Source organism: Rhizobium sp. B230/85, from assembly GCF_019355735.1.
Lineage (GTDB): Bacteria > Pseudomonadota > Alphaproteobacteria > Rhizobiales > Rhizobiaceae > Rhizobium > Rhizobium rhododendri.
Genome location: NZ_CP072157.1, coordinates 150,682 through 177,155 on the forward strand (window position 1 = coordinate 150,682; position 26,474 = coordinate 177,155).

19 protein-coding genes and 2 pseudogenes are annotated in these 26,474 nt (G+C 60.4%); 8 read left to right on the plus strand and 13 right to left on the minus strand.

Annotation, left to right across the window (positions count from 1 at the left end):
• The first annotated feature begins 617 nt into the window (after positions 1 to 617).
• The 3 genes and pseudogenes from ltrA (at position 618) to J5289_RS18965 (ending at position 3,658) form a co-directional block, all read left to right on the plus strand.
• Positions 618 to 1,940: a group II intron reverse transcriptase/maturase gene (gene ltrA, locus J5289_RS18955; protein ID WP_209207663.1), complete on the plus strand. Its 1,323-nt coding sequence runs from the start codon at positions 618 to 620 to the stop codon at positions 1,938 to 1,940.
• Positions 1,941 to 2,037: 97 nt separating this feature from the next.
• Positions 2,038 to 2,442: pseudogene (locus tag J5289_RS18960) on the plus strand (transposase); the annotation flags it as partial.
• 91 nt (positions 2,443 to 2,533) lie between these two features.
• On the plus strand, positions 2,534 to 3,658 hold the full coding sequence (locus tag J5289_RS18965; RefSeq protein WP_209207664.1) for an IS5 family transposase: 1,125 nt from the start codon (positions 2,534 to 2,536) through the stop codon (positions 3,656 to 3,658).
• Positions 3,659 to 3,992: 334 nt separating this feature from the next.
• Here J5289_RS18965 and J5289_RS18970 read toward each other — a convergent pair whose 3' ends face one another.
• The 13 genes and pseudogenes from J5289_RS18970 to J5289_RS19030 form a co-directional block, all read right to left on the minus strand.
• The gene (locus J5289_RS18970) at positions 3,993 to 5,168 is read right to left on the minus strand and encodes an IS3 family transposase (RefSeq protein ID WP_209207665.1); all 1,176 of its coding nucleotides are present in this window, start codon (positions 5,166 to 5,168) and stop codon (positions 3,993 to 3,995) included.
• 516 nt (positions 5,169 to 5,684) lie between these two features.
• A complete protein-coding gene (locus J5289_RS18975) occupies positions 5,685 to 7,631 on the minus strand; it encodes a HAMP domain-containing methyl-accepting chemotaxis protein (protein ID WP_209207666.1) in 1,947 nt (648 codons plus the stop codon).
• 479 nt (positions 7,632 to 8,110) lie between these two features.
• Positions 8,111 to 8,734 (minus strand): annotated as a pseudogene (locus J5289_RS18980) (lipoyl synthase); the annotation flags it as partial.
• Between the two features lie 30 nt (positions 8,735 to 8,764).
• A complete protein-coding gene (locus tag J5289_RS18985) occupies positions 8,765 to 9,970 on the minus strand; it encodes a PLP-dependent aminotransferase family protein (protein WP_209207667.1) in 1,206 nt (401 codons plus the stop codon).
• Positions 9,971 to 10,115: 145 nt separating this feature from the next.
• Positions 10,116 to 11,084, minus strand: coding sequence for an alpha/beta hydrolase (locus tag J5289_RS18990; RefSeq protein ID WP_209207668.1), 969 nt, complete (start codon positions 11,082 to 11,084; stop codon positions 10,116 to 10,118).
• Positions 11,085 to 11,172: 88 nt separating this feature from the next.
• Entirely contained in the window at positions 11,173 to 12,369 is a 1,197-nt protein-coding gene (locus J5289_RS18995) for an ABC transporter substrate-binding protein (RefSeq protein WP_209207669.1), read from the minus strand.
• A 69-nt stretch (positions 12,370 to 12,438) separates the two neighbouring features.
• Positions 12,439 to 13,392 (minus strand): branched-chain amino acid ABC transporter permease, encoded by a 954-nt coding sequence (locus J5289_RS19000; RefSeq protein ID WP_209207670.1) that lies wholly within the window; start codon positions 13,390 to 13,392, stop codon positions 12,439 to 12,441.
• An 11-nt stretch (positions 13,393 to 13,403) separates the two neighbouring features.
• A complete protein-coding gene (locus J5289_RS19005; RefSeq protein WP_209207671.1) occupies positions 13,404 to 14,276 on the minus strand; it encodes a branched-chain amino acid ABC transporter permease in 873 nt (290 codons plus the stop codon).
• 12 nt (positions 14,277 to 14,288) lie between these two features.
• Positions 14,289 to 14,996: an ABC transporter ATP-binding protein gene (locus tag J5289_RS19010; protein WP_219276599.1), complete on the minus strand. Its 708-nt coding sequence runs from the start codon at positions 14,994 to 14,996 to the stop codon at positions 14,289 to 14,291.
• Complete coding sequence (locus tag J5289_RS19015; RefSeq protein WP_209207672.1) at positions 14,993 to 15,763, minus strand: ABC transporter ATP-binding protein; 771 nt, start codon at positions 15,761 to 15,763, stop codon at positions 14,993 to 14,995. Before J5289_RS19015 ends, J5289_RS19010 begins: the two co-directional genes overlap by 4 nt.
• Positions 15,764 to 15,783: 20 nt before the next feature.
• The gene (locus tag J5289_RS19020; RefSeq protein ID WP_209207673.1) at positions 15,784 to 15,945 is read right to left on the minus strand and encodes a hypothetical protein; all 162 of its coding nucleotides are present in this window, start codon (positions 15,943 to 15,945) and stop codon (positions 15,784 to 15,786) included.
• 209 nt (positions 15,946 to 16,154) lie between these two features.
• Positions 16,155 to 17,054, minus strand: a complete 900-nt coding sequence (locus J5289_RS19025) for an AraC family transcriptional regulator (RefSeq protein WP_209207674.1) — start codon at positions 17,052 to 17,054, stop codon at positions 16,155 to 16,157.
• A 172-nt stretch (positions 17,055 to 17,226) separates the two neighbouring features.
• Positions 17,227 to 18,279 (minus strand): restriction endonuclease, encoded by a 1,053-nt coding sequence (locus J5289_RS19030; RefSeq protein WP_209207675.1) that lies wholly within the window; start codon positions 18,277 to 18,279, stop codon positions 17,227 to 17,229.
• A 296-nt stretch (positions 18,280 to 18,575) separates the two neighbouring features.
• On the opposite strand from J5289_RS19030, the gene J5289_RS19035 reads away from it, so the two are divergent.
• The 5 genes from J5289_RS19035 to lpdA all read left to right on the plus strand — a co-directional run bounded on the left by J5289_RS19035 (position 18,576) and on the right by lpdA (position 26,414).
• Positions 18,576 to 19,511, plus strand: coding sequence for an acetaldehyde dehydrogenase (acetylating) (locus tag J5289_RS19035; protein WP_209207676.1), 936 nt, complete (start codon positions 18,576 to 18,578; stop codon positions 19,509 to 19,511).
• 5 nt (positions 19,512 to 19,516) lie between these two features.
• A complete protein-coding gene (dmpG, locus tag J5289_RS19040; protein ID WP_209207677.1) occupies positions 19,517 to 20,542 on the plus strand; it encodes a 4-hydroxy-2-oxovalerate aldolase in 1,026 nt (341 codons plus the stop codon).
• A 128-nt stretch (positions 20,543 to 20,670) separates the two neighbouring features.
• Positions 20,671 to 23,358, plus strand: coding sequence for an alpha-ketoglutarate dehydrogenase (mdeB, locus tag J5289_RS19045; protein WP_209207678.1), 2,688 nt, complete (start codon positions 20,671 to 20,673; stop codon positions 23,356 to 23,358).
• 18 nt (positions 23,359 to 23,376) lie between these two features.
• On the plus strand, positions 23,377 to 24,669 hold the full coding sequence (locus J5289_RS19050; protein WP_209207679.1) for a 2-oxo acid dehydrogenase subunit E2: 1,293 nt from the start codon (positions 23,377 to 23,379) through the stop codon (positions 24,667 to 24,669).
• 8 nt (positions 24,670 to 24,677) lie between these two features.
• The gene (gene lpdA / locus J5289_RS19055) at positions 24,678 to 26,414 is read left to right on the plus strand and encodes a dihydrolipoyl dehydrogenase (protein WP_209207680.1); all 1,737 of its coding nucleotides are present in this window, start codon (positions 24,678 to 24,680) and stop codon (positions 26,412 to 26,414) included.
• The last annotated feature ends 60 nt before the right edge of the window (positions 26,415 to 26,474 follow it).

The following is a 26,474-nucleotide window of genomic DNA, read 5'->3' on the forward strand; positions in this document are numbered from 1 at the left end:
GCGCTTTATTGCCGAACGCGGCAGCTTGAGGGGCGCGACGAGCAACCATCATTTGCGATCATCGACATCCATTCGGTGAAGACTGGCCCGGACGCCCGTTTTGATATCGGTTATGACGCAGGCAAAAGTGCGCCTCGAAGGCGCGTATCATCTATGGAGGAAGGTTCCATCCGGAAAGTTGTCGATTTGATCCGGAAGCTGACGAGCGGCTTGGTTGGGCAATCGACCGGGTCGAAGCCTCGTGACAAAGGCCACCTTGGGTGGCCGAGCGATCCAACGGGCCGTAACGCGAGTGAAGTTCGAGCAGGCCTCGAAAGAGTCGATGCAGATGCCGACCCGTCTTTTGCTCGGGGAAGGCCGCGTGGACAGGGAAGCAATCGACACGTGCACCTGTCTGATCTGCCGGGGTATTGGACACAGCACGTTGGAATGGTGATGCGGGTAATCGAGGGAGACCCATCCGGGTCGGAGGTCGCGGCTTCAACACCGCTTCAAGGCGGTGGACCGGGTGGGTGTCGGACAGGGTCGTATGACCAACGAAGCCGGGTAATGCCGGCTGAGGAAAGGACCCTGACTTCTGGTGTGCTTTCGACGTTGGCAAGGTGGGGCGATTGGCGATGAGCCTTCAAACGCCCGATAAGATCAGGAGCCTTCAGAGAAAGCTGTATCGTAAGGCGAAGGATGAGCCTGCCTTCCGCTTCTACGTTCTCTACGACAAGGTCTGTCGCGAGGATATCCTGCGCCACGCCTACGCGCTGGCCCGCGCCAATGCGGGTGCGCCGGGCGTGGATGGAGTGACATTCAAGCAGATCGAAGCGTCGGGCGTGGAAGCTTGGTTGGCGGGCTTGCGTGAGGACCTCGTCTCGAAGACCTACCGGCCTGATCCGGTGCGGCGGGTGATAATCCCAAAGCCCGGCGGCGGTGAACGGCCGCTCGGCATCCCGACGATCCGGGACCGGGTGGTTCAGACCGCAGCGAAGATCGTGCTGGAACCGGTGTTCGAGGCGGACTTCGAAGACAGTGCTTACGGCTATCGGCCGCGTCGCAGCGCGATCGATGCCGTCAAGGAAGCGCACCGGCTGTTGTGCCGGGGACATACCGACATCGTCGACGCCGACTTGTCGAAGTATATCGACACGATCCCGCATGCGGACCTCCTTCTATCGGTGGCTCGCCGCATCGTCGATCGGCACGTGCTGTGGCTGGTCAAGCTGTGGTTACGGGCTCCGGTCGAGGAACGGGATGGCGACGGGAACCGGCGGATGAGTGGCAGCAAAGGTCATAAGTGCGGCACGCCCCAAGGTGGCGTCGCCAGCCCATTGCTGGCCAACATCTACATGAACCGGTTCCTGAAGCATTGGCGCCAGACGGGACGGGGCGAGGCATTTCGCGCACATATCGTCTCTTATGCCGACGACTTCGTCATCCTCAGCCGCGGTCGCGCGGATGAGGCTCTGGCGTGGACGAAGGCGGTGATGACGAAGCTGGGGCTAACGCTCAACGAGGCAAAGACCTCGGTGAAGGATGCCCGGCGCGAAAGCTTTGACTTCCTTGGGTACACCCTGGGACCGCGCCACCTGCCCAACGGAGGGCGCTGGTATCTGGGAGCAAGTCCGTCCAAGAAGAGTGTGCAGAGGGTCAAGCTGAAGGTTGGCGAACTTTTGGTGCCGGGTAACAAGGGTGCATGGGATGAGGTCAGGGCACGATTGAACCGCGTCTTGCGCGGATGGTCGGCATACTTTTCCTACGGCGCTCTGGCGTCCGCATACGAGGCCGTCGATCAGCATGTCTATGATCGGACGCGGCACTTCCTCCGACAGCGACACAAAGTGCAAGGGCGTGGGACGGACCGGTTCTCCCGTGAGCATGTCTACGGGGAACTGGCCGTTCTGAGCCTTCGACGCGAGCGCGGGCGGTCGTCGCCGTGGGCCTTACGATGAAGCCAGTCGGAAAGCCGGATGCGGGAAATCCGCACGTCCGGTTTGATGAGCGGGGACGGGAAACGGGGCTTCGCCACCGCGCCCGTCCTCGACTCTACAGATCAAGGGCCGCAAGCGGCACATTCTGGTCGATACTCTTGGCATGCTTCTGAAAGCCGAGGTCCACTCGGCAGGAATTCAGGATCGTGATGGAGCGGCACTTGTTTTCGACAAGCTCGCCAACCGCTTTCCATTCATCGAGAAAATCTGCGGCGATGGCGGCTATCAGGGCCCCAAGGTCGAAGAGGCAAGTCCGCGCCCGATGGAAATCGTCAAACGTAACCAGGTCGGTTCCCAGGTGCTCCCAAAGCGATGGATCGTCGAGCGAACGCTGGCGTGGCTCGGCATAAACCGCAGAATGGCAAAGGATTTTGAACGTCTCTCAGCGACAAGCCTCGCCTTCATCCAAACCGCAATGATAAAGCTCATGACCAGAAGGCTCGCTCGCTACCCGCTTTCTTGAATGGACTCTTAGCAGGATGCGGAAAAAGGCCCTTGCTGTGAACGGACTGCCATGATTCCATGCCTGAGTGATTGGTCGGCAGGAGCAGGACATGCGCGGTAATGATATCCAGACGGCGGGTTTGTTTTCTTATGTGAGCTGCGAAGCCCGCGTTCCGGCAAACCATCCGCTGCGGCCGATCCGTGCCATCGTAGACGAGGCGCTGGAAGTTCTGTCCCCGGATTTCGAGGGGATGTATTCAGCGATCGGCCGGCCGTCGATCCCGCCGGAGAAGCTGCTGCGCGCTCTGTTGTTGCAGGCCTTCTACACGATCCGCTCTGAGCGTCAGCTCATGGAGCAGATGGACTACAATCTGCTGTTCCGCTGGTTCGTAGGCTTGTCGATGGACGCGCCGATCTGGGACGTCACCGTGTTCACCAAGAACCATGAGCGGCTCTTGGCTGGCGACATCGCCGCCAAGTTTCTAGCTGCCTTGCTGAGCCAGCCGCGGGTTAAGGCATTGCTGTCAGACGACCACTTCTCGGTGGACGGCACCTTGATCGAAGCCTGGGCCAGCATGAAGAGCTTCAAAGCCAGGGACGGCGCAGATGGTAGCGACACTGACGACAGCGGCTCTGGCGCTGAAGGGAACCAGCCGCCAAAGGCCGCAGGCCGCAACTCTGAGCGTGATTTCCACGGTGAGGAGCGCAGCAACGCAACCCATGCGTCGACCACTGACCCGGATGCCAGGCTTTACAAGAAGGCCCGTGGCCAGGCGGCCAAGCTTTGCCACATGGGTCACGTCATAATGGAAAACCGCAACGGCCTGGTTGTCGACGCCACGCTGACCCATGCGAGTGGAACCGCAGAGCGCGAGGCAGCTCTGGATATGGCGGGTCGCATGGATGGTCGTCACCGCATCACATTGGCTGCAGACAAAGCCTACGATACTGCCGATTTCGTTGCTGCCTTGCGGGACGCAAAGGTGACGCCACACGTCGCCCAGAACACGACGAACCGACGCTCGGCAATTGATGGTCGGACCACCCATCATCCCGGCTACGGTGTCAGTCAGCGTATCCGCAAGCGTATCGAAGAAGTGTTCGGCTGGGCAAAGACCAGCGGCGGAATGCGTAAGACCCGCCATCGTGGAAAGGATCGCGTCGGCTGGATGTTCACCCTGACAGCCACCGCTTATAATCTGCTGAGGCTGCCGAAGCTGCTGACGACGGCATAATCGCGCCCGGAATCCGCCGAACCAGGCGGATTACAACAAAATGGGCCGACAAGGTCGCTGAAAGCGCCTCATCACGGCCCGTCTTCCAGCCGTCTAAACAGGATCGGTGAAAAATTGGCGCTATTTCCGCGACCTGTTAGAGGGAGATAATAGCACCTGCAGATAAGCTTCATACACCTTCCGCTTACTGATATTGGACGGTTTACCCGTGAGCGATGGGGTGGACGCTCCCACTCACCGGCATCTTTGTGCCAGAATAGTTCTGTTGGAACCACTAGAAGGGAGAGCTTCCATGGAAAAGATTAACATAATTGGTTGACCTGCCACTGAACTTTCATCCAGCGGCGGTTAGAGCCTCGGCGGCTTTGAATACGCCAAATGGCGCGGTGTGAGCAACCGGCGGAAACGCGAAGCTTCCACATTGCGTAGCGTTGGAGCCGGTTGCGGCGATGAGCCCGGCATAGTCTGCCGGCGTCTGATATCCGAGCGATGAGTGCGGCCGGAAATGGTTATAATCCTCCGCCCATTCGGCGATGGCGCTGCGGGCATGATCGAGGCCGAAGAAAAGGCTCTCGTCGCGCATGCGTCCGTTGAAGCTCTCGACATATCCATTCTGCATTTGCCTTCCCGGCGCGATGTAGTGCCATTCGACCTTGTGATCCTTCGACCAGGCAAGGATGGCATTCGAGGTGAGTTCGGTGCCGTTGTCGGAGACGATCATTCCTGGCTTGCCTCGTCGTTCGATGAGGGTCGTCAGTTCGCGAGCGACGCGACGACCGGAGATCGAGGTGTCCGGGATCGCCGCCAGGCATTCGCGCGTCACGTCATCGAAGATGCTGAGCACGCGGAACCTCCTTCCGCAGGCGAACTGGTCGTGGACGAAATCCAGCGACCATCGGGCATTGGCTTTCGCTTCGACCAGGATCGGTGCACGCGTGCCGACCGCACGCCGCCGGGCTTTGCGCTTGCGAACGGAAAGCCCTTCCTCGCGATAAAGGCGATAGATGCGGTTGATCCCGGAGGACTCTCCCTCCCGCCGAAGCAGGACGAACAGTCGCCGGTATCCGAAACGTCGACGCTCATTGGCGAGGTCGCGCAGCTTCGCTCGCAACTCGGTTTCCGGCGGTCGGTTCGACTGATAGCGGATCGTCTTGCGGTCGGCGGATATGATCTGGCAGGCCCGTCGTTCCGAAAGACCCATGACGGTCTTCAGATGCGTAACGGCGTCACGCTGGGCGGCGGGCCCTACCATTTTTGCGAGAAGCTCGCGGAGTGCGGCCGCATCCAGCATCTGCTCGGCCAGCAACTTCTTTAGCCTGGCATTCTCGTCCTCAAGCGCCTTCAGCCGCTTCGCCTCGGAGACTTCCATGCCGCCGTATTTGGCCTTCCAGTTATCAAATGTTGCTTCTGAAATCCCGTGCTTGCGGCAGAGATCGGCAGCCTTCGCGCCAGCCTCCTGCTCCTTCAGCACACCGATAATCTGCTCTTCCGTAAATCTCTGCTTCTTCATTCGTCCGTCCCTTAATAGGCCGGACTCTAATCCATTATGGAGGAAATTCTCAGTGGCAGGTCAAATATGCAAAATTTCTAACTTACGATTGCAACAGTGGTGTTTCTGGCAGTTCACTTCCTTGGAGGACTGAGAGTGATCGATGGTTCTCATCAGATGGGTTCGGCGCCACGCCAACCTCTTGGGTCGTCTGGCTCTCGGCAACAGATTCTACATCATGGATCATATGACGAACGACCCCATGCATTCTCTCCATACAATTCCTCAGCTTCTTGAGCTGATTAGTCAAATCTAACTCCGGGGGATGGGCGGGATGTGCCGCCCTAAAAACCCTCATTTCGAGTATAACATTGTTGTCCATGTTGATGCCCTTTCTATAACGTTAGAAAGCCGGGCGCCATCTGTCGGAGCCTCTGTGTCTACCATCCGCGAAGCCGCGGATGGTATTGAAAGCGCCGCCGCCATTGGCACACAGTCCTATTTAAAACATACCGCTCGTCCTTCGCTTAGCTGCAATCAAAACTCTTCCCAGCTTTCCGCTGCGGCGGCACTGCCACCCCCCATGCCGACAGCACCGGCCACTTTTGCAAGCATGCGTCGTGCGGGAGAAGCCACCGTCTTATGGTGACTATGGGCAACCTCCGGCCTGCGCGACGCAGTTGGTTCACGGGCACCACCAACGTTGAATTCAGCGATGATCTCCCGCAGGCGATCGACCTCGCCGGCAAGTGCGGCGCTCGCCGCAGTCGATTCCTCGACCATAGCAGCGTTCTGCTGGGTTACCTGGTCCATTTGGTTGACAGCGGTGTTGACTTCGGCAAGACCCACCGACTGCTCCTTGGCGGATGTTGCGATCGAGTCCAGCTGCGTGTTAATCGAAATGACTTGCTCCTCGATGACCTTCAGGGCCTGTCCGGTCTCCTGCACCAGCTTGACGCCATTGCTGACCTCCTCGCCGGAGTTGCGGATCAGATCCTTGATTTCCTTGGCGGCTTTCGCAGACCGCTGGGCGAGTTCGCGAACTTCCTGCGCTACGACCGCAAAGCCCTTGCCAGCTTCGCCGGCACGGGCTGCTTCCACGCCGGCGTTCAGCGCCAGCAGGTTGGTCTGGAAGGCAATCTCGTCGATGACGCCGATGATGCTGGAAATCTGGTTGGAGGATTCCTCGATACGTTGCATAGCGATGACCGTATTGGAAACGACCTCCCCCGAGCGCCGCGCTGACTTGTTGGCTTCGATGGCGACGTGACGGGCTTCTTCAGTCCGCTTCGAAGAGTTCGAGACGTTAATGGTGATCTGGTCAAGCGCCGCTGCGGTTTCCTCCAGCGAGGCCGCCTGCTGTTCCGTACGCTTGGAAAGGTCGTCGGCGCTGCGGCTGATTTCACGTGCACCGCTGTCGATGGATCCCGTTGCCACGGAAACCGAACGCATGCTCGAGGCCAACTGGTCGACGGCAGCATTGAAATCGGCTCGCAGGCTCTCGAAGTCGCTTGCGAATGCCTCCCCAAGGCGGAACGTCAGATCTCCGCTTGAAAGGTGCTTGAGCCCGTCTGCGAGGCCGGATGTTGCCTGGGCCATCTCCTCGGCGCGCTGGCGGTCCGCCTGGGCGACGCGGCTGCGTTCTGATTCACTGGCGGTACGAGTCGATTCGGCATCCCGTTCGAGTTCTTTCGCACGAAGTCCGTTGTCCTTGAATACTTGGACGGCCTTGGCCATGTTGCCAACCTCGTCGCGTCGGTTAGCATCGTCGACCGCTGCCGTCAGATCGCCACTGGCAAGCACGTTCATCGTTTTCGCCAACTGCTGGATCGGCGTAACAAGCCAGGAGCGAATGGCGAGGAAGCCGAGCACTAGGACCGCGACAAGTCCAACTGCCACGATCGTAAGCGTCGTAGCGATCGTGGTGTTGGTCACGCTGGTCAGCCTATCGCTTTCCTTTGACGCTGCATCGGCAATACTGCTCCCCAATGCAGTGACCTTTGGCGAAATTACAGCAAAACCCGGCTGACACTGGCTTAGGAACATGTGTTGCGACGCAGTGATTGCTGCGGCGCTAGTGGCAACCCTAGCGGCCGCAAGCGTCGGAGCGCACGTGGTTGTTAGAAGTTGAAGGCCTTCTGCCTTCAACGCAGGTCCTTCGGCCCTGTCAGGCAAGGCAGCGATGACCTCGTCGATGTTTTTGACAAAGCCGTCCTGGTTTTCCTTAATCGCTTTCTCCGCAGCGGCATTGAGCTCATCGGTGTTCGCCATCAGGAGGTCGCCGACCGAGGCTCGTGCGGCCTGAAGGCTTCGGTTGGCTCGCGCCGTCGCAAGCGCAGCGGCAGACTCGCGATCGAGCAGGGAGCTATAGCTGGCATCGATCATGCTGAGCTGTCGGCCAGAATAGAGCGACACGCCGAGCGCAAACAGCCCGAAGCCAGCCATGATGATTAGGAATTTTCCAATGATAGATATGTGTTTCACTTGCAGCTCCGGCGTATTAATGGTTGCAAAGGGTGCCGCTAGCAAATCATTTACCCAGCGAACGGTCATATGGCCTCGGCTGGAAGCAGCCTACCGACCCCACCGGTTTGCTGCATTCTCCACCGCCGTCAATCACAGCTGATCGGCGACTCGTTACGTCTGGACTTCAGCTTTCAATAAAGTAGCGCATACTGTCTAAGCGATTATTAATTATTCCGGATGCGCTTTGATTACGAGCCGATGCTGTAAGGGTAGAAGCAGGATACGTGATAGGGTGGACGCCCTCGACGGCATCGATGTGCCATAGCGGTGGGTGTTTAGCCACTACAACAAAGGAGCGTCCGAAAATGAAGGTTAGCACGATTGGATTGGATTTAGCGAAAAACGGGCCCTGTCGCAAATTTTTGCGCTTAACGGTATGTTGACCGTCGGAGGAGAAATTCCCGCTCCAGATGTTGTGGAGCGTATCAATGATTCTGCAAGCGTACGGAGTGGAAATAGCGGGCACCGGGGCGAACGGTAAGATAGTTGCCAGGCACCGTTTCCATGTTGTGATTGAAGACGCCGGTTTAGCGGCGACTACGCGTTCCAGTGCACCGGGCTTCTTCAGAAAGTCGTGTGTCAGGATTTCGGGTCGTGGTCGGCGAGGCGGCGCGGATCGCCCAAATCGCCTTATCGAAGTGTTCGGCACCCCCGTCGGCCAGATCGTCGCGGTCGACCGAGGTTATGACGACATGGCTGAGGCCCATTTCGCGAACCGCCTTGGCGACGTTTTCGGGCTCGGCCATATCAAGCGCGTTCGGCTTGCCTGTGGTCACGTTGCAGAAGGCACAGGCGCGGGTGCAGATTTCCCCCATGATCATGAAGGTCGCGTGCTTCTTGTCCCAGCACTCGCCGATATTGGGGAAGCCTGGCTCCTCGCAGACGGCGACGAGCTTGTGTTCCTTGACGATCGAGCGGGTTTCAGCGTAGCCCTTCGAGGTCGAAGCTCTCACTCTGATCCAGTCGGGTTTGCGCATCACCTCGGTGTCGGGGCGATTCGCTTTTTCCGGATGTCTCGGTCGGCCCGACTGTGGCCGGATGGCGTCGAACATTGTCACCATGTCGATTGCTCCGCTGGAAGAAAGAGAGGCTCAGGCCGTACGGGTGTTCGCAGCGGCGGCCTTGAGGAGTTTGCCCAATCTGGTCATGCCCTCGACGATAGCTTCGTCCGTCTGGGTGGAATAGCTGACACGGGCATGGTTCGGTTCGGGCCTCACCGCGAAGAATGGCGCGCCGGGAACATAGGCGACCTTCGCCTCGGGCAGTGCGCGTTCTTTCATGAAACGGCCGGCGTCGAAGCCTTCTGCGAACGTCAGCCAGGTGAACATTCCGCCGCTTGGCTCCGTAAAGGAGACTTCCTGAGGGAAGGTGGCCCTGATGGTGTCGAGGATGAGGTTCTTCTTCCGCAGGTAGGTCTTCCGGATCGAGACGATATGTTGGTCGATATCATAGTTTTCCAGAAAGAGGGACACGGCGGCCATGTTCAAGGTGCTGCACTGCGTGTCGGCACCAAGCTTCAACAACGTCAGACGCTGGACGAGGTCCTCTGAGGCGACCGCCCATCCGAGGCGTAGGCCCGGGGCGAGGATTTTAGAGAAGCTGCCAAGGTAGATGACACGGTCTTCAGTATCGAGGCTCTTGATCGCCGCGATCGGCTCGCCTTCGAAACGGATTTCACGATATGGCGTGTCTTCGAGGATGATGACGTCATACCGGTTCGCGAGTTCGATGAGGACCTTCCTCCGGTCGAGGCTCATAGTGACGCCTGTCGGATTCTGAAATTCCGGGATCGTGTAGATGAACTTCGCGTCGGGGTTCGCCTTCAGCGTCTCTTCAAGCGCGTTCATGTCCATGCCGTCCTGATCCATCGGGACGGTCGCGTAGCGGGGCTCGTACGGGTTGAAAGCCGCCAGCGCTCCGAGGAACGTGGGGTCTTCGACGATGATGAGGTCGCCTTTGTTGATAAGCATCTTGGCAACGAGATCGAGGCCCTGCTGGCCGCCCTGCAGAATGAGTACGTTGTCCGCGCCGCAGATGATCCCATCAGCCGCCAACCGTCCGGCGACCTGGGCCCGGAGCTTCGGAGTTCCGTTTGAAACCGTGTACTGGAGGGATTCCCGACCCTGGTCGATGATGGCCACCTTGAAGACTTCGTTGAGCTCCGGCAGCGGGAAAAGAGAAGCGTCCGGGTATCCCCCGCCGAAGGAGATGATCGACGGGTCCGCCCCGAGCTGCAGAAGCTCGCGGATGGCCGATGGCTTAACGTTGATCATCCGTTCTGCAAACCGAACTGTCATGACTTTCTTCCTGTGTTTCGCGTCATCGGACAACCTCGCGGCTGAGCCGTTTCGACGGCTGTATTTCGAGATGGACAGCCGCGCGAACGTCATTCTGACAATATCATCGGCTGTCGCGGGGTCTTCGATAGGTCGGCCCGAACTTTCAGGAGGCGGCCTTCCCGGTAGTTTCGGCTGTCGGGTTTCCCTGATCTCTCGACCAGAGGCGGCTAAGCCACTCGCATGCCTCAAGCATCTTGATGGTGGCTTCGTCGATGGCCCCCATCCATCGTAGGTACCCGTGGTTCAGTCCGTCGGCGCGTTTCCATTTTACCGGAACGAGGTCTTGCTGGAGCCTACGAACGAACTGCTCGCCCTCGTCGCGCAGGACGTCGAATTCCGCGGTCTGTACATAGGTGGGGGGAAGGTTTCGCAGGCTGCCTCTGGCGGGGGAAATCGACCAGCAGTTGGTATCGGGGTATTCGCCCAGATAGAGGCCCCAGAACCACCGCATCGTGTTCGCCGACAAGCCGAACCCTGTCCCGAAGGATTCATAGCTGCGATGCTGGGCGTCATAATGCTCCGTCACTGGATAGAAGAGCAGCAGGCCCGCCGGGAGGACGCGGCCTTCGTCCCGCATCCTCATCGCAGTCACGGTTGCCATGTTGCCCCCGGCGCTGTCACCAGACAGGACGACCTTGCCTTCGTCTATCCCGAGAGACGCCGCGTTCTCCATGATCCATGCGGTCGCATTGAAGCTGTCGTCGATGCCTCTCGGGTATCTTGCTTCGGGTGCGAGCGCGTAGTCGACTGAAAGGACGACGCAGTTGGCGTTGAAACAAAGCGACCGACAGATTTCATCGTGGGTGTCGAGATCGAGAATGCAAAAGCCGCTGCCGTGAAAGAAGACAAGGGCGGGGAGGACGCCTTGATCGAAGGGCCTGTATATCCGCACGTTGATATCGCCGTCGGGACCTGGGACCGCGAGTTCTTCGACGTCCAAGACCTTCGTGTTCTCCGCGTAGACATATCCCTGCTTCGCACGGCGTCGGACCTCCGGAAGGGGAAGGGTCTCGTAGGCGGGAGCATGCTTGGCCACGGCCAGTGCCGAAGCGATCATTGGGTGTAGTGGCATGGTTGTCTCATCGGGGCGCTGGGTGACATTGCCTGGTACGACGGCCTCGACGCGCTCCGAGCGTGACTGTCGGAGCGCGTCGATCGGATCACTTCATCGGAGTGACGACTTCGAAGTCGTTGCCCGATACCTTGAACAGCGAGTAGCTGCCGGGCACATCGCCGTTGGCGTCGAAGCTCAGCTCGCCGGAAGCACCCTGATAGTGGATGTCCTTGCCCGCATCGATGAGCGCCTTGGCCTTCTGCCATTCGCCGACCTGGATTTTCTCGCCCTTGCCGCTGGAGATGGCACGCAGAGAAGCGGAAAGCTTGGCCTTGTCGCCGCCGGCCTTCTCGACGGCGAGCGCCATCATGAACACGGCGTCATAAGCGGTCGTTGCGAAAACCGCGTTCGGGTCGCCGCCCGACTTCTTGAACTCTTCGTTGAAGAGCTTGAGAGAGTCGGATTCCAGGCCAACGGGAGAAGACACGAGGAAGGTCTTCAGGTTGTCGGCACCCAGTCCCTTGATCAGGGCGGCCGACTTCATCCCTTCGCCACCGACGAAGTTCTTGAAGAAGTCGTTTTCGATCGCTTCGCGCATGACCGTCAGGCCGGAGGTGTCGCCGTAATCGAGGATCAGGAGGGTATCCGCTCCGCTCTTGGCGAGCTCGGCGAGGTCTGAGCGATAGGAAGGCTTGCCTTCTTCGTGGGCGGCGTAGCCAGCGACCTTGCCGCCCTTGGCTTCGAATTCCTTATTGAATGCCTGGGCGAGACCCTTGCCGTAGTCGTTGTTGATGAACGAGATGGCGATGGACTTCGTGCCGCGCTCGATAAGGGTGCGCGCCAAAACCTGGCCCTGGTACTCATCCGAGGGCACGGTGCGGAAGACGGTGTCGTTGTCCTTCAGCGTGGTCAGCACCGGTGACGTGCCAGCCGGCGTGATCAGAACGACGCCTGCGGGAATGGTGACCGAGTTGGCCGCGGAGATGACGGCTCCTGAGCACCAGGGGCCGACGACGCCGATCGCGCCGGAGACATTGACGACCTTGCCAGCGGCGTCAGCGCCGAGCTGGGGGTTGCAACCGTCGTCGCTCACCACGCCGACCAGCTTCTCTCCCTTGAGTATGCCGCCCTGGTCGTTGACCTGCTTGACCGCGAATTCGTAGGATTTGATGATTTCCGGGGCGAGGGCGGCGGTGCCGCCCGTGATGCCGCCGAGAAGGCCGATGGTCTTGTCCGCGAACGCGGGAGAAGCCATGACAGTCGCGCTAAGAAGCGCAGTTGCAAGTGCGAGATACTTTTTCATACCAGTCTCCAATTTATGTTCCCCAGGGGATGGCCGATGCTCTGTTTTAGGCGGGCTTGTTCGTTGTCTTCACGGCTCCTTCTTCTTGATGCGAACCTTCGAAAGCGGCTCGGGAAGCAGGCCCTCGGGGCGGAACCGGAGAACGAGCTGCAGCAGCAGTCCGATGAGGAAAATTCTGCCGTACTTGGCCTGGAGGGCCATTGCGGTTGGCAGAAGGTCGGTAACGAACTCGGAAGCGGACCAGATGACCCAGACAACAACCACGCCCAGCAGAGCTCCGCGGTTGTTACCGGAACCTCCGAGGATGACCATGATCCAGATAAGGAAGGAGGCGACCATCGGGTCGATGGCGTCGGGGGTGATGCCACGGTTCAGGTGGGCGTAGAGCGCGCCACCGAGACCCATGAGAGCCGCGCCGAGGATGAAGGCCTGCAAACGACGGGCGGGTACGTCCTTGCCCATGGCGGCGGCGGCATTCTCGTTGTCTCGGATCGCGCGCATCATCCGGCCCCATGGTGACTTCGACTGACGCTCGACGAGGAAGTACACGGCCAGCAGGATGGCGGCCGCGAGAGCCAGATAGGCAAGCTGCGCCTGGGCGTAGGGGAGGCTGCCGAAGGGCCTGGGGACGTCGTTGACGCCCGTGGTGGACCCGGTAAGCCAGTAGTTCGACCGAGCGACCAGGCGGATGACTTCGGCGACACCGATGGTCACGATGGCCAAGTAGTCACCGCGGAAGCGCAGGCAGACTTTGCCGATGGGCCAAGCGACGGCCGCAGAAATTACCATCGCACCAATAATGCCGACAGGGATGGGCATGTCGAACCCGCCGAGGCGGTCGGGCAGGTACGGCGACGTCAGGATCGCCGTAGTGTAGGCCCCGACTGCGAAGAAGCCAGCGATGCCCGCGTTGAAAAGTCCGGCGTAGCCCCATTGGACGTTGAGGCCGATGGCGAGGCACCCGTAGATGCAGACGAATATCGCGAGGTAGATGGGGTAGTTCAGAGCGGCGAGAATATCCATTTTTCTTTCCCCTACAGCACTTTGCCGCGGAATATCCCGGTGGGACGGACAAGCAGGACGAGCAGGAGCACGGCGAAGGAGCTGACCGCCTTGTATTCGGTCGGGATGACCATCACGGAGAACTCTTCGATGATGCCGATGATCAGGCCTCCGGCGATCGCGCCCTCGATCCGTCCCACGCCGCCGACAACGGCGGCCGCGAATACAGGGAGGATGATGTTCCAGCCCATCATCGACTTCAGCTCGGTGTTGATCCCGAGGAAGAAGCCAGACGCCGCGCACAGCCCGCCGACGATGAGCCACGTCAGCGCGACCACCTTGCCGTTGTCGATGCCGGACAGAAGTGCCAAGTTCCGGTTGTCGGACATCGCACGCATGGCCTTGCCCCATTTCGTCCGCGTCAGGAAAAGCGTCAGCAGGATGACGATGGCGATCGTCGAACCGAGCGTGATGAGTTCGGTTGTCTTGACGCGGAACCCGTACCAGTTGTTCGGTCGGGTGATCCCCGTCGCATAGGTCGTCGTACCGACTCCCCAGACGATCTGGACGACGGATCGGAGCATCAGGCCGATGCCCAGGGAGGATATGGTGGTTAGTATCTTAGGTCGATTGCGGAGATGCTCATAGAAGAGCTTGTCGACAGCGACCGCCAGAATGCCGGTCGCGACTATGGCAACTGGCAAGGCAAGGTATGGAGAAACTCCGAATGCCGCCACTACCGCAAAGGCGATGTAGGCTCCGAGCGCAGCCATGTCTCCGTGAGCCAGATGCGCGTGGCGCATGATCGCGAAGACGAGCGTGATGCCGATCGCTCCAAGGGCGTAGACGGAACCGATGACGATACCTGGGATGAGGTAGAAGTTAACTATGCTGGTAATATCCATTTTTCTTGCTGCCTATCCGCCCAGAAACATTTCAGCCACCGCGCGGTCCGCGAGCAGCTCTTGACCGGTCCCGTGATGTCGGTTCGCACCGGCGGCAAGGACGTAGCCACGGTCGGAGAAGGCCAGGGCTTGTTTCGCATGCTGTTCCACGAGCATGATCGCCACGCCCGAGTCCCGCACGTTCCGGCTGATCTGGAAGATTTGCTCCATGTACTTCGGAGACAGACCAGCGGTCGGTTCGTCGAGAAGGAGAACCTTCGGGTCGAGCATCAAGGCGCGACCCATGGCTACCATCTGGCGCTGTCCTCCGGAGAGGCTTCCCGCGAGCGCACGGCGCTTTCCGCGGAGGTCTGGGAACAGGGCGTAGACCCGGTCACAGGCGGCGCTGTAATCTCCTTTGCGGAGAAACGCGCCCATCTCGAGGTTTTCGTGAACGGTCATTTCCCCGAAGATGTTGTCGACCTGGGGAACGTAGCTTACGCCCGCCTGGACGATACGGTTCGGGCTCCATCCCGTGATGTCCGTGCCGTCAACGACGATAGAACCCGCCCTGACTTTCAGAAGCCCGATAATGGCCTTCATCGACGTCGACTTTCCGGCTCCGTTCGGACCGACGATCGCGACGATCTCCCTTGCGGAGACTTCCATCGAGACGTTGGTGAGGATGTCCGCGTCGCCGTATCCACCGCGAACGCCTGTCATAGTGAGGAGGGCGGTCAATGCCGTGCCTCCTGTGTCTCGCCGAGGTAGGCTTCAAGAACGCGCGGGTCCGATCTGACCGTATGAAAATCACCGCGGATCAGGACCTTGCCTTCGGCCATGCAGATGATCTGCCCGCATAGCTTCTCGATCATTTCCATGTCGTGCTCGATGAGGATGAAAGTGTAGCCACGCTCCCGGTTCAGGAACTGGATTTTTTCCTCGAGCTTGCGGAGGAGCGTCCTGTTGACACCCGCTGCTGGTTCGTCGAGCAACACCAGCTTGGCGTCCGTCATGATCGTGCGGCCGAGTTCGAGCAGCTTCTTCTGCCCGCCGGACAGGCGTCCGGCACGCTCATAGGCCATGTGCGTCAATTCGAGGAATTCCAGCGCGGCCCGAGCCCGTTCGTAAGTCTGTTCCTCGATGTCCCGTACTTTGCGCGGAGACAGCCAATTCCGGAAAAGACCTTCCCCGGGCTGGTTCGGCGGCACCATCATCAGGTTCTCGATGACTGTCAGGTGCTGGAACTCGTGCGGGATTTGGAAGGTGCGGACCAATCCCTTGTGGAACCGCTTGTCCGTCGACAGCGCCGTCACGTCCTCGCCTTCGAAGACTATCCTGCCGGACTTGTTGCGGAACGCGCCAGCGATCATGTTGAACATGGTGGACTTGCCAGCGCCGTTCGGCCCGATCAGGCCCGTAATCGATCCGCGATCGACGTTGAACGAACATCTATCGACGGCACGGAAGCCACCGAAATCCATCGTTACTTCTTCGCATTGAAGCATTTAGTTGCCAATCCTCTTGATCAGAGGCGGACCGGCTGCTTGGGAGGGTAAGCCGGTCCGCGGTTCTTTGCGTGGCCGAGGCCACGATTCAGCGCGCCGTTGAACGGCGCGAACTGGAACAGGAAGGGGATTGGATTGGCATTCCAGCGCATGCCGCCACATGGCAACATGACTGTGCTCATTGTATTCGTGGCCTTTGTCCGACGGCCCCTCGACCGCTCTTTGTTGGCGGTGAACCTAGATGAATTGAAATCCGGGAGCTTTTGGGAGCAGGCCTAAAATATCATTTGAAGGCCGCGGCGGTGGTCGCTCGGCGCTGGTACGCAGACGAGCGCTCGCCCCGCCCGTCGGGCGTTTCCGCAGAACGTCGCTGAGTGTCGGTGTGGCCCGTCTACTGGCGGAAGTGCTGACGCCATCTATGTGGTGTCATCCCCGTCGCCTGCTTGAGCGACGTGGTCAGATGGCTCTGGCTGGAGAAGCCGCAGATGTCGGCGATTTCGCAAAGCGATCCATCCGTGCTGGCGAGCAGTTCTTTCGCGCGGTCAAGACGACGTTGCATAAGCCAGCGGTGCGGCGTCTCGCCGATCTGCTCGTGGAAGCTTCGCGCGAAATGCCGTCTGCTAAGACCAGCGGCCTCGGCGAGTTCGTCGAGGTTGAGGTCGCGGCCCAGATGCGAGTCGACAAACGCCTTGACCCGTTTCAGCCGCCATTGCGGAAGGGCCACCGAGGTATTCGTGTCGAGGTTGGTCCCGGCCCGGATCAGGAGCTGGGAAAGGATCGACACTAAAATGCCGTCCGTCAGAAAGCTGTCAGCCGCTTCCGTTCCAGCCGCACTGTCCCACAGGCGTGTCATCATCGTTTCGATGAAGGCGTCGGCCCAGGTTTCCTGCGTGAGGCGCAAGAAAGCGCTGCTGATGTTCGGGGGACAGGAGGGACCCAGAATAGAGCGTATCGTGTCGTTTGGCATCATGAGTGCCAGAAGCTTTCGCCTTCCGTCAACTTCCCATCGACTTTCAACGTCCGAGGGAACAACGAGCATCTGGCCGACCTCGGCTTTCTGACGATGGCGCATGTCACCCATCGACCAACTCCAGTTGCATTGCGTTTCGACGGCAAGCGGGAGAGCGACGATCGTTTCCGGAAACATGGGATCGCAGAAATTATGGGGACCCTGTTCGACGAGAATCATCCGGAAGCCGAGCTTGCCGAGCGATCGGCGATGCTCCTGGGGAAAGCTGGCGTAGCCAGACCCCTTGTAGAAATCCGAATAGTCTCTCCACGTTTCCAACATCCAAGGAACCTTCGATAAAGCTTTTTCAAGCTCATGACAGCGAACGCATGCGTAACTACGGCCGTAAAGGTAGATGGGAGGGGATCGTACTTCGAATTGTGAAGGTTTCGCAACACCTATCTTTAGCCGAGAATATGGGGCCTTTTTGATTGTGGAGAGCAATCCCGGCCCGTTACAGGGTCGTGCGCTGGCGCGTCACCGACTCAATCGGCACGGTCGGTCGACCGTCCATCTCGCCCACATCGAAAAACGCCTTCGTGAAGACCGTCAGAACGGAACCGCTAACTGTCGCTTCTCCAGCGCGCTCATGGTCTTTAGGTGGTAGCGGAGCGATCGTTGTTACGCCGTCCGTCTTCGTCCGGGCTGCGGTCTGGATCGTGTTGCTGATTTTGTCCTCGACCGCGAACAGGTAGGGTTCTGCGCGGTCAATGTCGATCCGAGACTGGCTGATCTTCATCCTCATGTCGACGTCGATTCCGTCCAGCCAGAACAAGGATCGCTCAATTATGGCGATGACTTGAGGCTCGAAGTTGATGTTGAGGTTGAATTGGACGAACATCTCCGAGTTAGCGCCGCTGTTAATCGTGAAGCCTTGGCCGAGAGCCTTCGCCTGACCATCGGCAATCGCCTTATACAGGATATCTTCCAGTGTCTTTTCCCGCAGGACGCCGTCGGCGAGCGTCGGCGTCCTGCTGTCCGTTTCCGGGTTTCCCAAAGCGATATTGATGTGCACCGGCTTTGACGGGTCCTCGTCGGACGGCATGGCTACCTGTGCCACTCGCGCGGCCAGGCTTTTTATGCCTGGCTGGATCACCTGCAGGAAAAGATGAAAATCCCGGCCCGGAAGGCCCCATTCCTCATCCGTCAGGTCACGGACCTGGAACAGCGAGATTTGCTCGTGCGCCGCCTGCTCGATCGCGCCGGACTGGAACCCTTTGGTCGAGAAGATCACACCTTTGGTGGCACCGACTTCCCGGATAGTGGTCGCCAGCGCATCGACGTGCAGCCGCGCGACGTTCTTGTTCCAGTATTTGCACTCAACGACGATCAGATGCTCGTAAAAGCCCTTTCTATGACGGACGAGGACGTCGAACTGTCTCTCCGCGCACGAACGGCCCTTAAGGATGACGTTGTGCTCGACGGTCACGTCGCCTGTCTCATGGAGGCTGGCCACGAGCTTTTCGAAGCCACCCCAATCCTTTACCAGCTCAGAGATGTCGGTCACGGAGCGCCCTTCTGCGATAGAAAGCTTCCACCCTCCAGACCTTGCGCGCCACCGTCAAGCGCCGCTTCCACAGGCGGCTCGTTGATCCCGTCCCGAGTTCGAAAAGGTCCCTCGTCCGCGTCCAGGGACGCTTTTGCAACCGCAAATGCACTATGGCTGTTTGCTGGTATTCTTGGCTTTCCTGAGGAAGCAGGTAGGCGGCGACCTGAGTAGCATTCGACCAGGCTGAACATCTTGCCGAATGGACCGCTCGTAACGTGGGCGGTCCGCGGTGCATCCTGATTGAGAGAATCCCAATGCCTAAGGTAAAAACCGCAATCATCGGATCGGGCAACATCGGTACCGACCTGATGATCAAGATAATGCGTAACTCCGATAGATTGGAGATGGCGGCGCTCGTGGGCGTCGATCCCGCGTCCGAGGGGCTGGCCCGCGCGTCGCGACTTAAGATCGCGACGACCCACGAGGGCATCGACGGCCTCGTGAAGATGCCGGAATTCAAGGACATCCAGATCGTGTTCGACGCCACCTCTGCAGGGGCGCACAAGCGACACAACGAGATTTTGCAGCAGCACGGCAAGCAGGTGGTAGACCTCACCCCGGCCGCCATCGGGCCTTACATTGTCCCCACGGTCAACCTGGACAGCCACCTGTCGACCCAGAACGTCAACATGGTGACGTGCGGCGGCCAGGCGACAATTCCGATCGTCGCCGCCGTCAGCCAGGTCGCGAAGGTCCACTACGCCGAGATCGTGGCTTCGATCGCATCCAAGTCGGCAGGTCCCGGCACGCGCGCCAACGTGGACGAGTTCACGGAAACCACGTCCAGGGCCCTCGAGACGGTCGGCGGCGCTGCCAAGGGCAAGGCGATCATCATTCTGAATCCGGCCGAGCCGCCGTTGATGATGCGCGACACGGTCCAGTGCCTCTGCGATTTCGCCGACGAGGACGCGATCAGGAATTCGATCAACGACATGGTGGCGTCGGTTCAATCCTTCGTTCCCGGCTACCGTCTCAAGCAGGACATCCAGATTCAGAGGATCGGCGACAACGCCCCGATCGTCATCCCCGGAGGCGATGAGCCGTTCACCGGGCTGCGCGTCACCGTGTTCCTCGAGGTCGAGGGTGCGGCCCACTATCTTCCGGCCTACGCCGGAAATCTCGACATCATGACATCAGCAGCGTTGCGAACCGCCGAACGCTTGGCCGAACTGCGCAACTGGACGGAATAGTTCACATGACAAAGCTCTATATTCTTGACGTCACCCTGCGCGACGGCATGCACGCCATCGGCCATAAATACGATCTGGGCCAGGTCCGCGAAATCGCCGCCGCGCTGGATGATGCGGGGGTCGACGGTATCGAGGTCGGCCACGGCGATGGTCTCCACGGATCGAGCCTCTCCTACGGCTTCAGTAAGCACACCGACGTCGAATACATCCGGGAAGCCGCGAAGGTGGTAAAGAAGGCCCGCCTGACGACGGTCCTGCTGCCCGGTATCGGAACGATCGAGGACCTCAAGCATGCGGCCGACGCCGGCATCCAGTCGATCCGGATCGCAACGCACAGCACCGAAGCCGACGTTTCGGCGCAGCATATCGATGCGGCCAAGAAAATGGGCCTCGACGTCTCCGGCTTCCTGATGATGTCGTCAGCCTGTACGCCCGAGGAATTGGCCGTGCAGGCCAAGAAGATGGAGAGCTACGGCGCTGACTGTGTCTACGTCGCCGACTCGGCAGGAAATCTGACAATGAAGTCCATCGAGGAGCGCTTCAAGGCCCTGGACGCCAGCCTGAACGCCGGGACGCAGCGGGCGATCCATGCCCACGAGAATCTCTCCCTGTCGGTCGCGAACACGGTGACGGCCGTGCAGAACGGTGCCCGACGTGTCGACGCCTCGCTGGCCGGAATGGGCGCGGGTGCAGGAAACACTCCGATCGAAGCCTTTGTCGCCGTGGCGAACCTCTACGGTTGGGAGCACGGCTGTGATCTTTTCAAGCTCCAGGACGCCGCCGACAATCTCGTCCGACCAATTCAGGACCGCCCTGTGCGCGTGGACCGCGAAACCCTGACGCTTGGCTACGCTGGCGTCTACTCGAGCTTCCTGCGCCATGCCGAGCGGGTCGCCGCCGAGTACAAGATCGACTCCCGCCAAATCCTCGTGGAGATCGGACGTCGGCGACTTATCGGCGGACAGGAGGACATGATCGTCGACGTGGCGCTCGATATCGTCCGCAAGGCGGGCTCGGCGAACGCGCACTGAACATACAACTGAAGTCTTTGCCACTGGGAAGCGCCCGTCGGTCGTGACGGGCGAGGGGCGTACCTTCGAATCCGGATGTCCGACGCGGGCTGGGATTTCTGCTTCGAAAGTGGACATGGGAGATGAAAATGCACGGAAGTTCCGAATACAACGGCTCTAAGAAATCCATGGTCGACGACGATCCGCAGGAAACAGCCGACTGGCTGGCGGCGCTTGACTCGCTGCTGCGTCAGGGCGGCAATCCGCGGGCCCAGTTCATTCTCAGCGCGCTCGAACGGAAAGCCAAGGAGCTCGGCGTTGTGCCGGATTCGCTGCCGTTCTCTCCATATCGCAACACGATCCCGCTGGAAGCGCAGACGCCTTACCCGGGCGACATCGACATGGAGACACGCATCACCGCGATCATGAGGTGGAACGCCCTGGCGATGGTTGTGCGCGCCAACAAGGCCTACGGCGAACTGGGCGGACACGTCGCGAGCTACGCCTCGGCGGCCGAAATCTTCGAAGTCGGTTTCAATCATTTCTTCCAGGCCGCCGACGCCCCGAACGGTGGCGACGTCGTCTTCTTCCAGCCGCACTCGGCACCCGGCGTCTATGCACGAGCGTTCCTCGAAGGCCGCCTGTCCGAGGAAAACCTGAAGAACTACCGTCAGGAACTCGGAGGCCCGGGCCTGTGCTCCTATCCGCACCCTTGGCTCATGCCCGATTTCTGGCAGGTCCCGACCGGTTCGATGGGCATCGGTCCGATCAGTGCCGTCTACCAGGCGAGGTTCATGCGTTACCTGCGTGATCGCTCGATCGCCGACACCGACGGCCGCCATGTCTGGGGCGTCTTCGGCGACGGCGAAATGGACGAGCCGGAGTCCATCGCCGGATTGTCGATCGCGGCCCGCGAGAACCTCGACAACCTGACCTTCATCATCAACTGCAACCTGCAGCGCCTGGACGGCCCCGTCCGCGGCAATGGCCAGATCATCCAGGAACTGGAGATGATCTTCAAGGGAGCCGGATGGAACGTCATCAAGGTCCTCTGGGGCTCCGAGTGGGACAACATCTTCGCCCGCGACACGAACCACGCGCTGCTGCGCCGGTTCGCGGCCACCGTCGACGGCAAGTACCAGACCCTTGGTGCCAAGGACGGGGCCTACAATCTGAAGAACTTCTTCGAGGAAGACCCGGAGGTCAGGGCGCTGGTCTCCCACATGTCGGATCATGACGTGGATTCGCTCAAGCGCGGCGGCCACGATTTCCGCAAGCTCTTTGCAGCCTTCGAAGCGGCCAAGGCGACCAAGGCACGTCCGACCGTCATCCTGACGAAGACGAAGAAGGGCTATGGCATGGGCGGTGCGGGAGAATCCCGCATGACCTCGCATCAGGCCAAGAAGCTCGATATCGACGCCTTGCTGGCCTTCCGCGACCGCTTCGCCCTGCCGCTGACGAACGAGCAGGTCGAAAAGCTCGAGTTCTTCAGGCCAGCCGAGGACAGCGCTGAACTGACGTATCTGCGCAATCGCCGCACCGAACTCGGCGGCTACCTGCCCGCCCGAAGCCGAAAGGCGGAAACGGTCAAGGTCCCTTCGACACCGAGCTACGCGGACTTCGCGCTCAACTCCGACGGCAAGGAGATGTCCACGACTATGGCCGTCGTCCGCATGTTCGGCAATCTGCTGAAGGACAAGGAACTCGGCCCGCGTATCGTTCCCATCGTGGCCGACGAGGCCCGCACCTTCGGCATGGCGAACCTTTTCCGGCAAGTTGGCATCTATTCCCCGGTCGGGCAGCTCTACGAGCCCGAGGACGCCGGCTCGATGCTCTACTACAAGGAGAGCAAGGACGGTCAGCTCCTCGAAGAGGGTATCACGGAAGCCGGGGCGATCTCGTCCTGGACCGCGGCTGCCACTTCGTACAGCGTCCATGGCAAGGCGATGCTGCCGTTCTACATCTACTACTCGATGTTTGGCTTCCAGCGGGTCGGAGACCTGATCTGGGCGGCCGCCGACCAGCGGGCGCGGGGCTTCCTCATCGGGGCCACCGCCGGGCGCACGACGCTTGGCGGCGAGGGCCTCCAGCATCAGGACGGATCGAGCCACATCCAGGCGGCCGCTGTTCCCAACTGCCGGGCTTACGATCCGACGTTCGCCTACGAAATGGCTGTCATCCTCGACCATGGCATGCGGTCGATGCTGGAAGAGCAGAAGGACGAATTCTACTACATCACGGCGATGAACGAGAACTACGCGCAGCCTTCGCTGCCGCAGGGCGCGGAAGCCGACATTATAAAGGGTCTCTACGGGTTCGGGTCCTATGGCACGGCCGAAACAGGTGCCGCAGTGCGTCTGCTGGGCTCGGGAGCGATCTTGCCCGAAGTCATCCACGCGGCGACCTTGCTGGAGAAGGACTGGAACATCTCCTGCGAAGTCTGGTCCGCAACCAGCTTTTCGGAACTCGCACGGGACGCCCGCGAAGTCGAGCGAGCGAACCGCCTACATCCCACGCGGACGCAGCTTTCGTCGCACCTTAGGGAATGCCTGCCGGGCATCGCGCCTGTCATCGCCGCTTCGGATTACGTCCGCGCTTATCCGCAACTGATCGCGTCATATGTCCAGGCACCGTTCACGGCCCTCGGCACGGACGGTTTCGGCAGAAGCGACACCCGTCCGGCCCTGAGGTCGTTCTTCGAAGTCGACCGCTATCACGTCGCCGTGGCGGCCCTCGCTTCGTTGATCCCGTCGGGAGCCGTGAAGCCCGAGCAGGTCGAGGAGGCGATCCAGCGTTACGGCATCGCCGCCGACAATCATGCCCCGTGGACCGTATAAGCAGCGTTGGAAGAACCCATGAGCAACATTATAGAAGTCACGTTGCCGGACATCGGCGACTACAAGGACCTCCCAGTCGTCGAAATCTTCGCGAAGCCAGGAGATATCCTCAAGGTCGACGAACCGCTGATTACCGTCGAGTCCGACAAGGCGACGATGGAAGTCCCATCGCCGTCGGCCGGAAAGGTGGTCGAGCTGAAGATATCGGTCGGTTCGAAGGTTTCGCAGGGATCGCTCCTGTTGACCATGGAAGCCGTCGCCTCAGACGCGAAGCCCGCGGTTTCCGCCGAGCCAGCTCCTGCCGCGAAGGTCGAGACCCAAAAGCCTGCAGAACCGCCAGCAGCGGTCGCCGCGGCTCCGGCGGCGCAGGCAGCGCCCGCTGCCACGGTTGCGTCTTCGGTGTCGGGCGCACATGCGACGCCATCGGTCCGTCAGCTTGCCCGTGAACTCGGCGTCGATCTCGGTCTCATCAAACCGACAGGGCCGAAGGGAAGAATTCTCCGGGACAATCTGGTGGCCTTCGTCAAAGGTGTTGTCACATCCGGTCCGGCACCGTCGGCTGGCGGGTCGTCCGCTCGGTCCGACCTGCCGCCGTGGCCCGTCGTCGATTTCGCCAAGTTCGGTCCCATCGAGCGACAGCCGCTGTCTCGTATCCAGAAGATATCGGGTGGCAACCTCACCAGGAACTACCTCACGATCCCCCATGTCACCAATTTCGACAAGGCCGACGTGACGGATATCGAGGCGTTCCGCGTGGCGGTCAACAGGGAGCCCCGTTCCCAGGAAATCAAGCTCACGATGGTCGCCTTCCTTATCAAGGCGTCCGCGCTGGCGTTGAAGGCGTTCCCGCGCTTCAATTCTTCGCTGGAAGGCGACGAGCTGGTCCTGAAGAACTATGTCCACGTCGGCTTCGCGGCCGACACGCCCAAGGGCCTGATGGTCCCAGTCATCCGCGATTGCGACCGCAAGGGGCTGATCGAGATCGCCGGAGAAATGAAGACCCTCGCCGAAAAGGCGCGGGCAGGGACGCTGTCCGGAAACGAGATGCAGGGCGGCTGCTTCTCCGTCTCGTCTCTCGGCGGTGTCGGGGGCAGCGGCTTCACGCCGATCATAAACGCTCCGGAGGTCGCCATCCTGGGTGCCGGACGGTCCAACACGGAAGCGGTCTGGGACGGCAAGCTGTTCGTGCCCCGCCAAATCCTCCCGATGAGCCTCTCGTGGGATCACCGTGTCGTCGACGGCGTCGCGGCTGCGAAGTTCCTCGGGCATATCGCCTCGACCCTCGGCGATCTTCGCCGCGCCATGCTGTGAGGTCGGACATGTCCCAGATTCACGAAATCACGGTTCCCGATATCGGCGACTTCAAGGATATCCCGGTCATCGAGATTCTCGTAGCCGTGGGCGACGAAGTGGAGATAGACCAGGCGCTGATTACTCTCGAGTCCGATAAGGCCACGCTGGAAGTCCCTTCGCCGATCAAGGGCCGCGTCGAAAAGATGCTCGTCTCGCTCGGCGACAAGGTCTCCAGAGGCAGCGCCGTCGCCACGCTCGCTATCGCGGCCGGCCCGGCCGAAACAACCTCAGCGTCGGCTCCTGCCGCACCCGCTTCCGTTTCTCCCGCTCCGGCGCAGGCGACGCAGGGAAAACCGCAGTTCGACCTCGTCGTCATCGGCGCAGGCCCAGGCGGCTACTCGGCCGGCTTCCGCGCCGCCGACCTGGGATTGAGCGTCGCGCTGGTGGAAAAGCACGAAACACTGGGTGGCGTCTGCCTGAACGTCGGCTGCATACCGTCGAAGGCGTTGCTGCATGTCGCCGCGGTGACCGAAGAGGCCGTAGCGCTCTCGGCCCACGGGGTCTCTTTCGGAGCGCCCGAGTTCGAGCTCGAGAAGCTAAGGAGCTTCAAGTCGGCCACTGTCGGAAAGCTCACGGACGGCCTCAAGCAGATGGCCAAGATGAGAAAGGTCGCCGTCATCAAGGGAAAGGCGACTTTCGCCTCCGCCCATTCGCTGACCGTGGAAGACGGAGAGCGTCGGGAAGAGATAACCTTCGGATCGTGCGTGATCGCGGCCGGGTCATCGGCGGTCCATCTGCCGTTCCTTCCGGTCGACCCCCGGATCGTGGATTCCACGGGGGCGCTCGAACTCCCGGAAGTGCCGAAGCGCATGCTCGTCATCGGCGGCGGTATCATCGGATTGGAAATGGCCACGGTCTATAGCGCCCTTGGTGCCAAGATCGACGTCGTAGAACGCCTGGACAGGATACTGACGGGCGTCGATCGAGACGCGGTCGAAATCTGGCGCAAGCAGAACGCCCATCGTTTCCAGGACATCTTCGTCAACACGAGCGTCATCAGCGCCGATGCCAAGGCTGAAGGTATCGCCGTGACGTTCGAGGGAGCCGTCAGCGAAACGCGCACGTATGATCTCGTGCTCCAATCCGCAGGACGACGTCCTAACGGAAGAACCCTGGGTATAGAAGCCGCCGGGCTTTCGCCCGACGATCGGGGATTCATCCCCGTCGATCGGCAGATGCGGACTGCCCAGCCAAACATCTATGCGATCGGCGACGTCGCAGGCGATCCGATGCTTGCCCACAAGGCGGTGCACGAGGGGCATGTGGCAGCCGAAGCGGCGGCCGGGCACAAGGCATTTTTCGATGCACGGGTGATCCCGAGCGTTGCCTACACCAGTCCCGAGATCGCCTGGGTCGGCCTCACGGAAGACGCCGCGGACAACGCGGGCACGCGGATCGGTATCTCGAAGTTTCCGTGGTCTGCATCGGGCAGGGCGATCGCGAACGGCGCGTCCTACGGCATGACGAAACTCGTCTTCGACGCGGAGACACATCGGGTGATCGGCGGTGTCATCGTCGGCCCCAATGCTGGCGACCTTATCGGCGAAGTGTGCCTTGCGATCGAGATGGGCGCTGACGCGGTCGACATCGGCAAGACTATCCATCCGCATCCCACGCTGGGAGAAACCGTCGGAATGGCCGCCGAATTGTTCGAGGGCGTCTGCACGGACCTGCCGCCTGCGAAGCCGAAATTCAAGAACTGAGATGCAGGGATGTCTCGGTTTTCCGATTGAAACGGCGCTGGCAGGCCGGAGGGGTCCGCC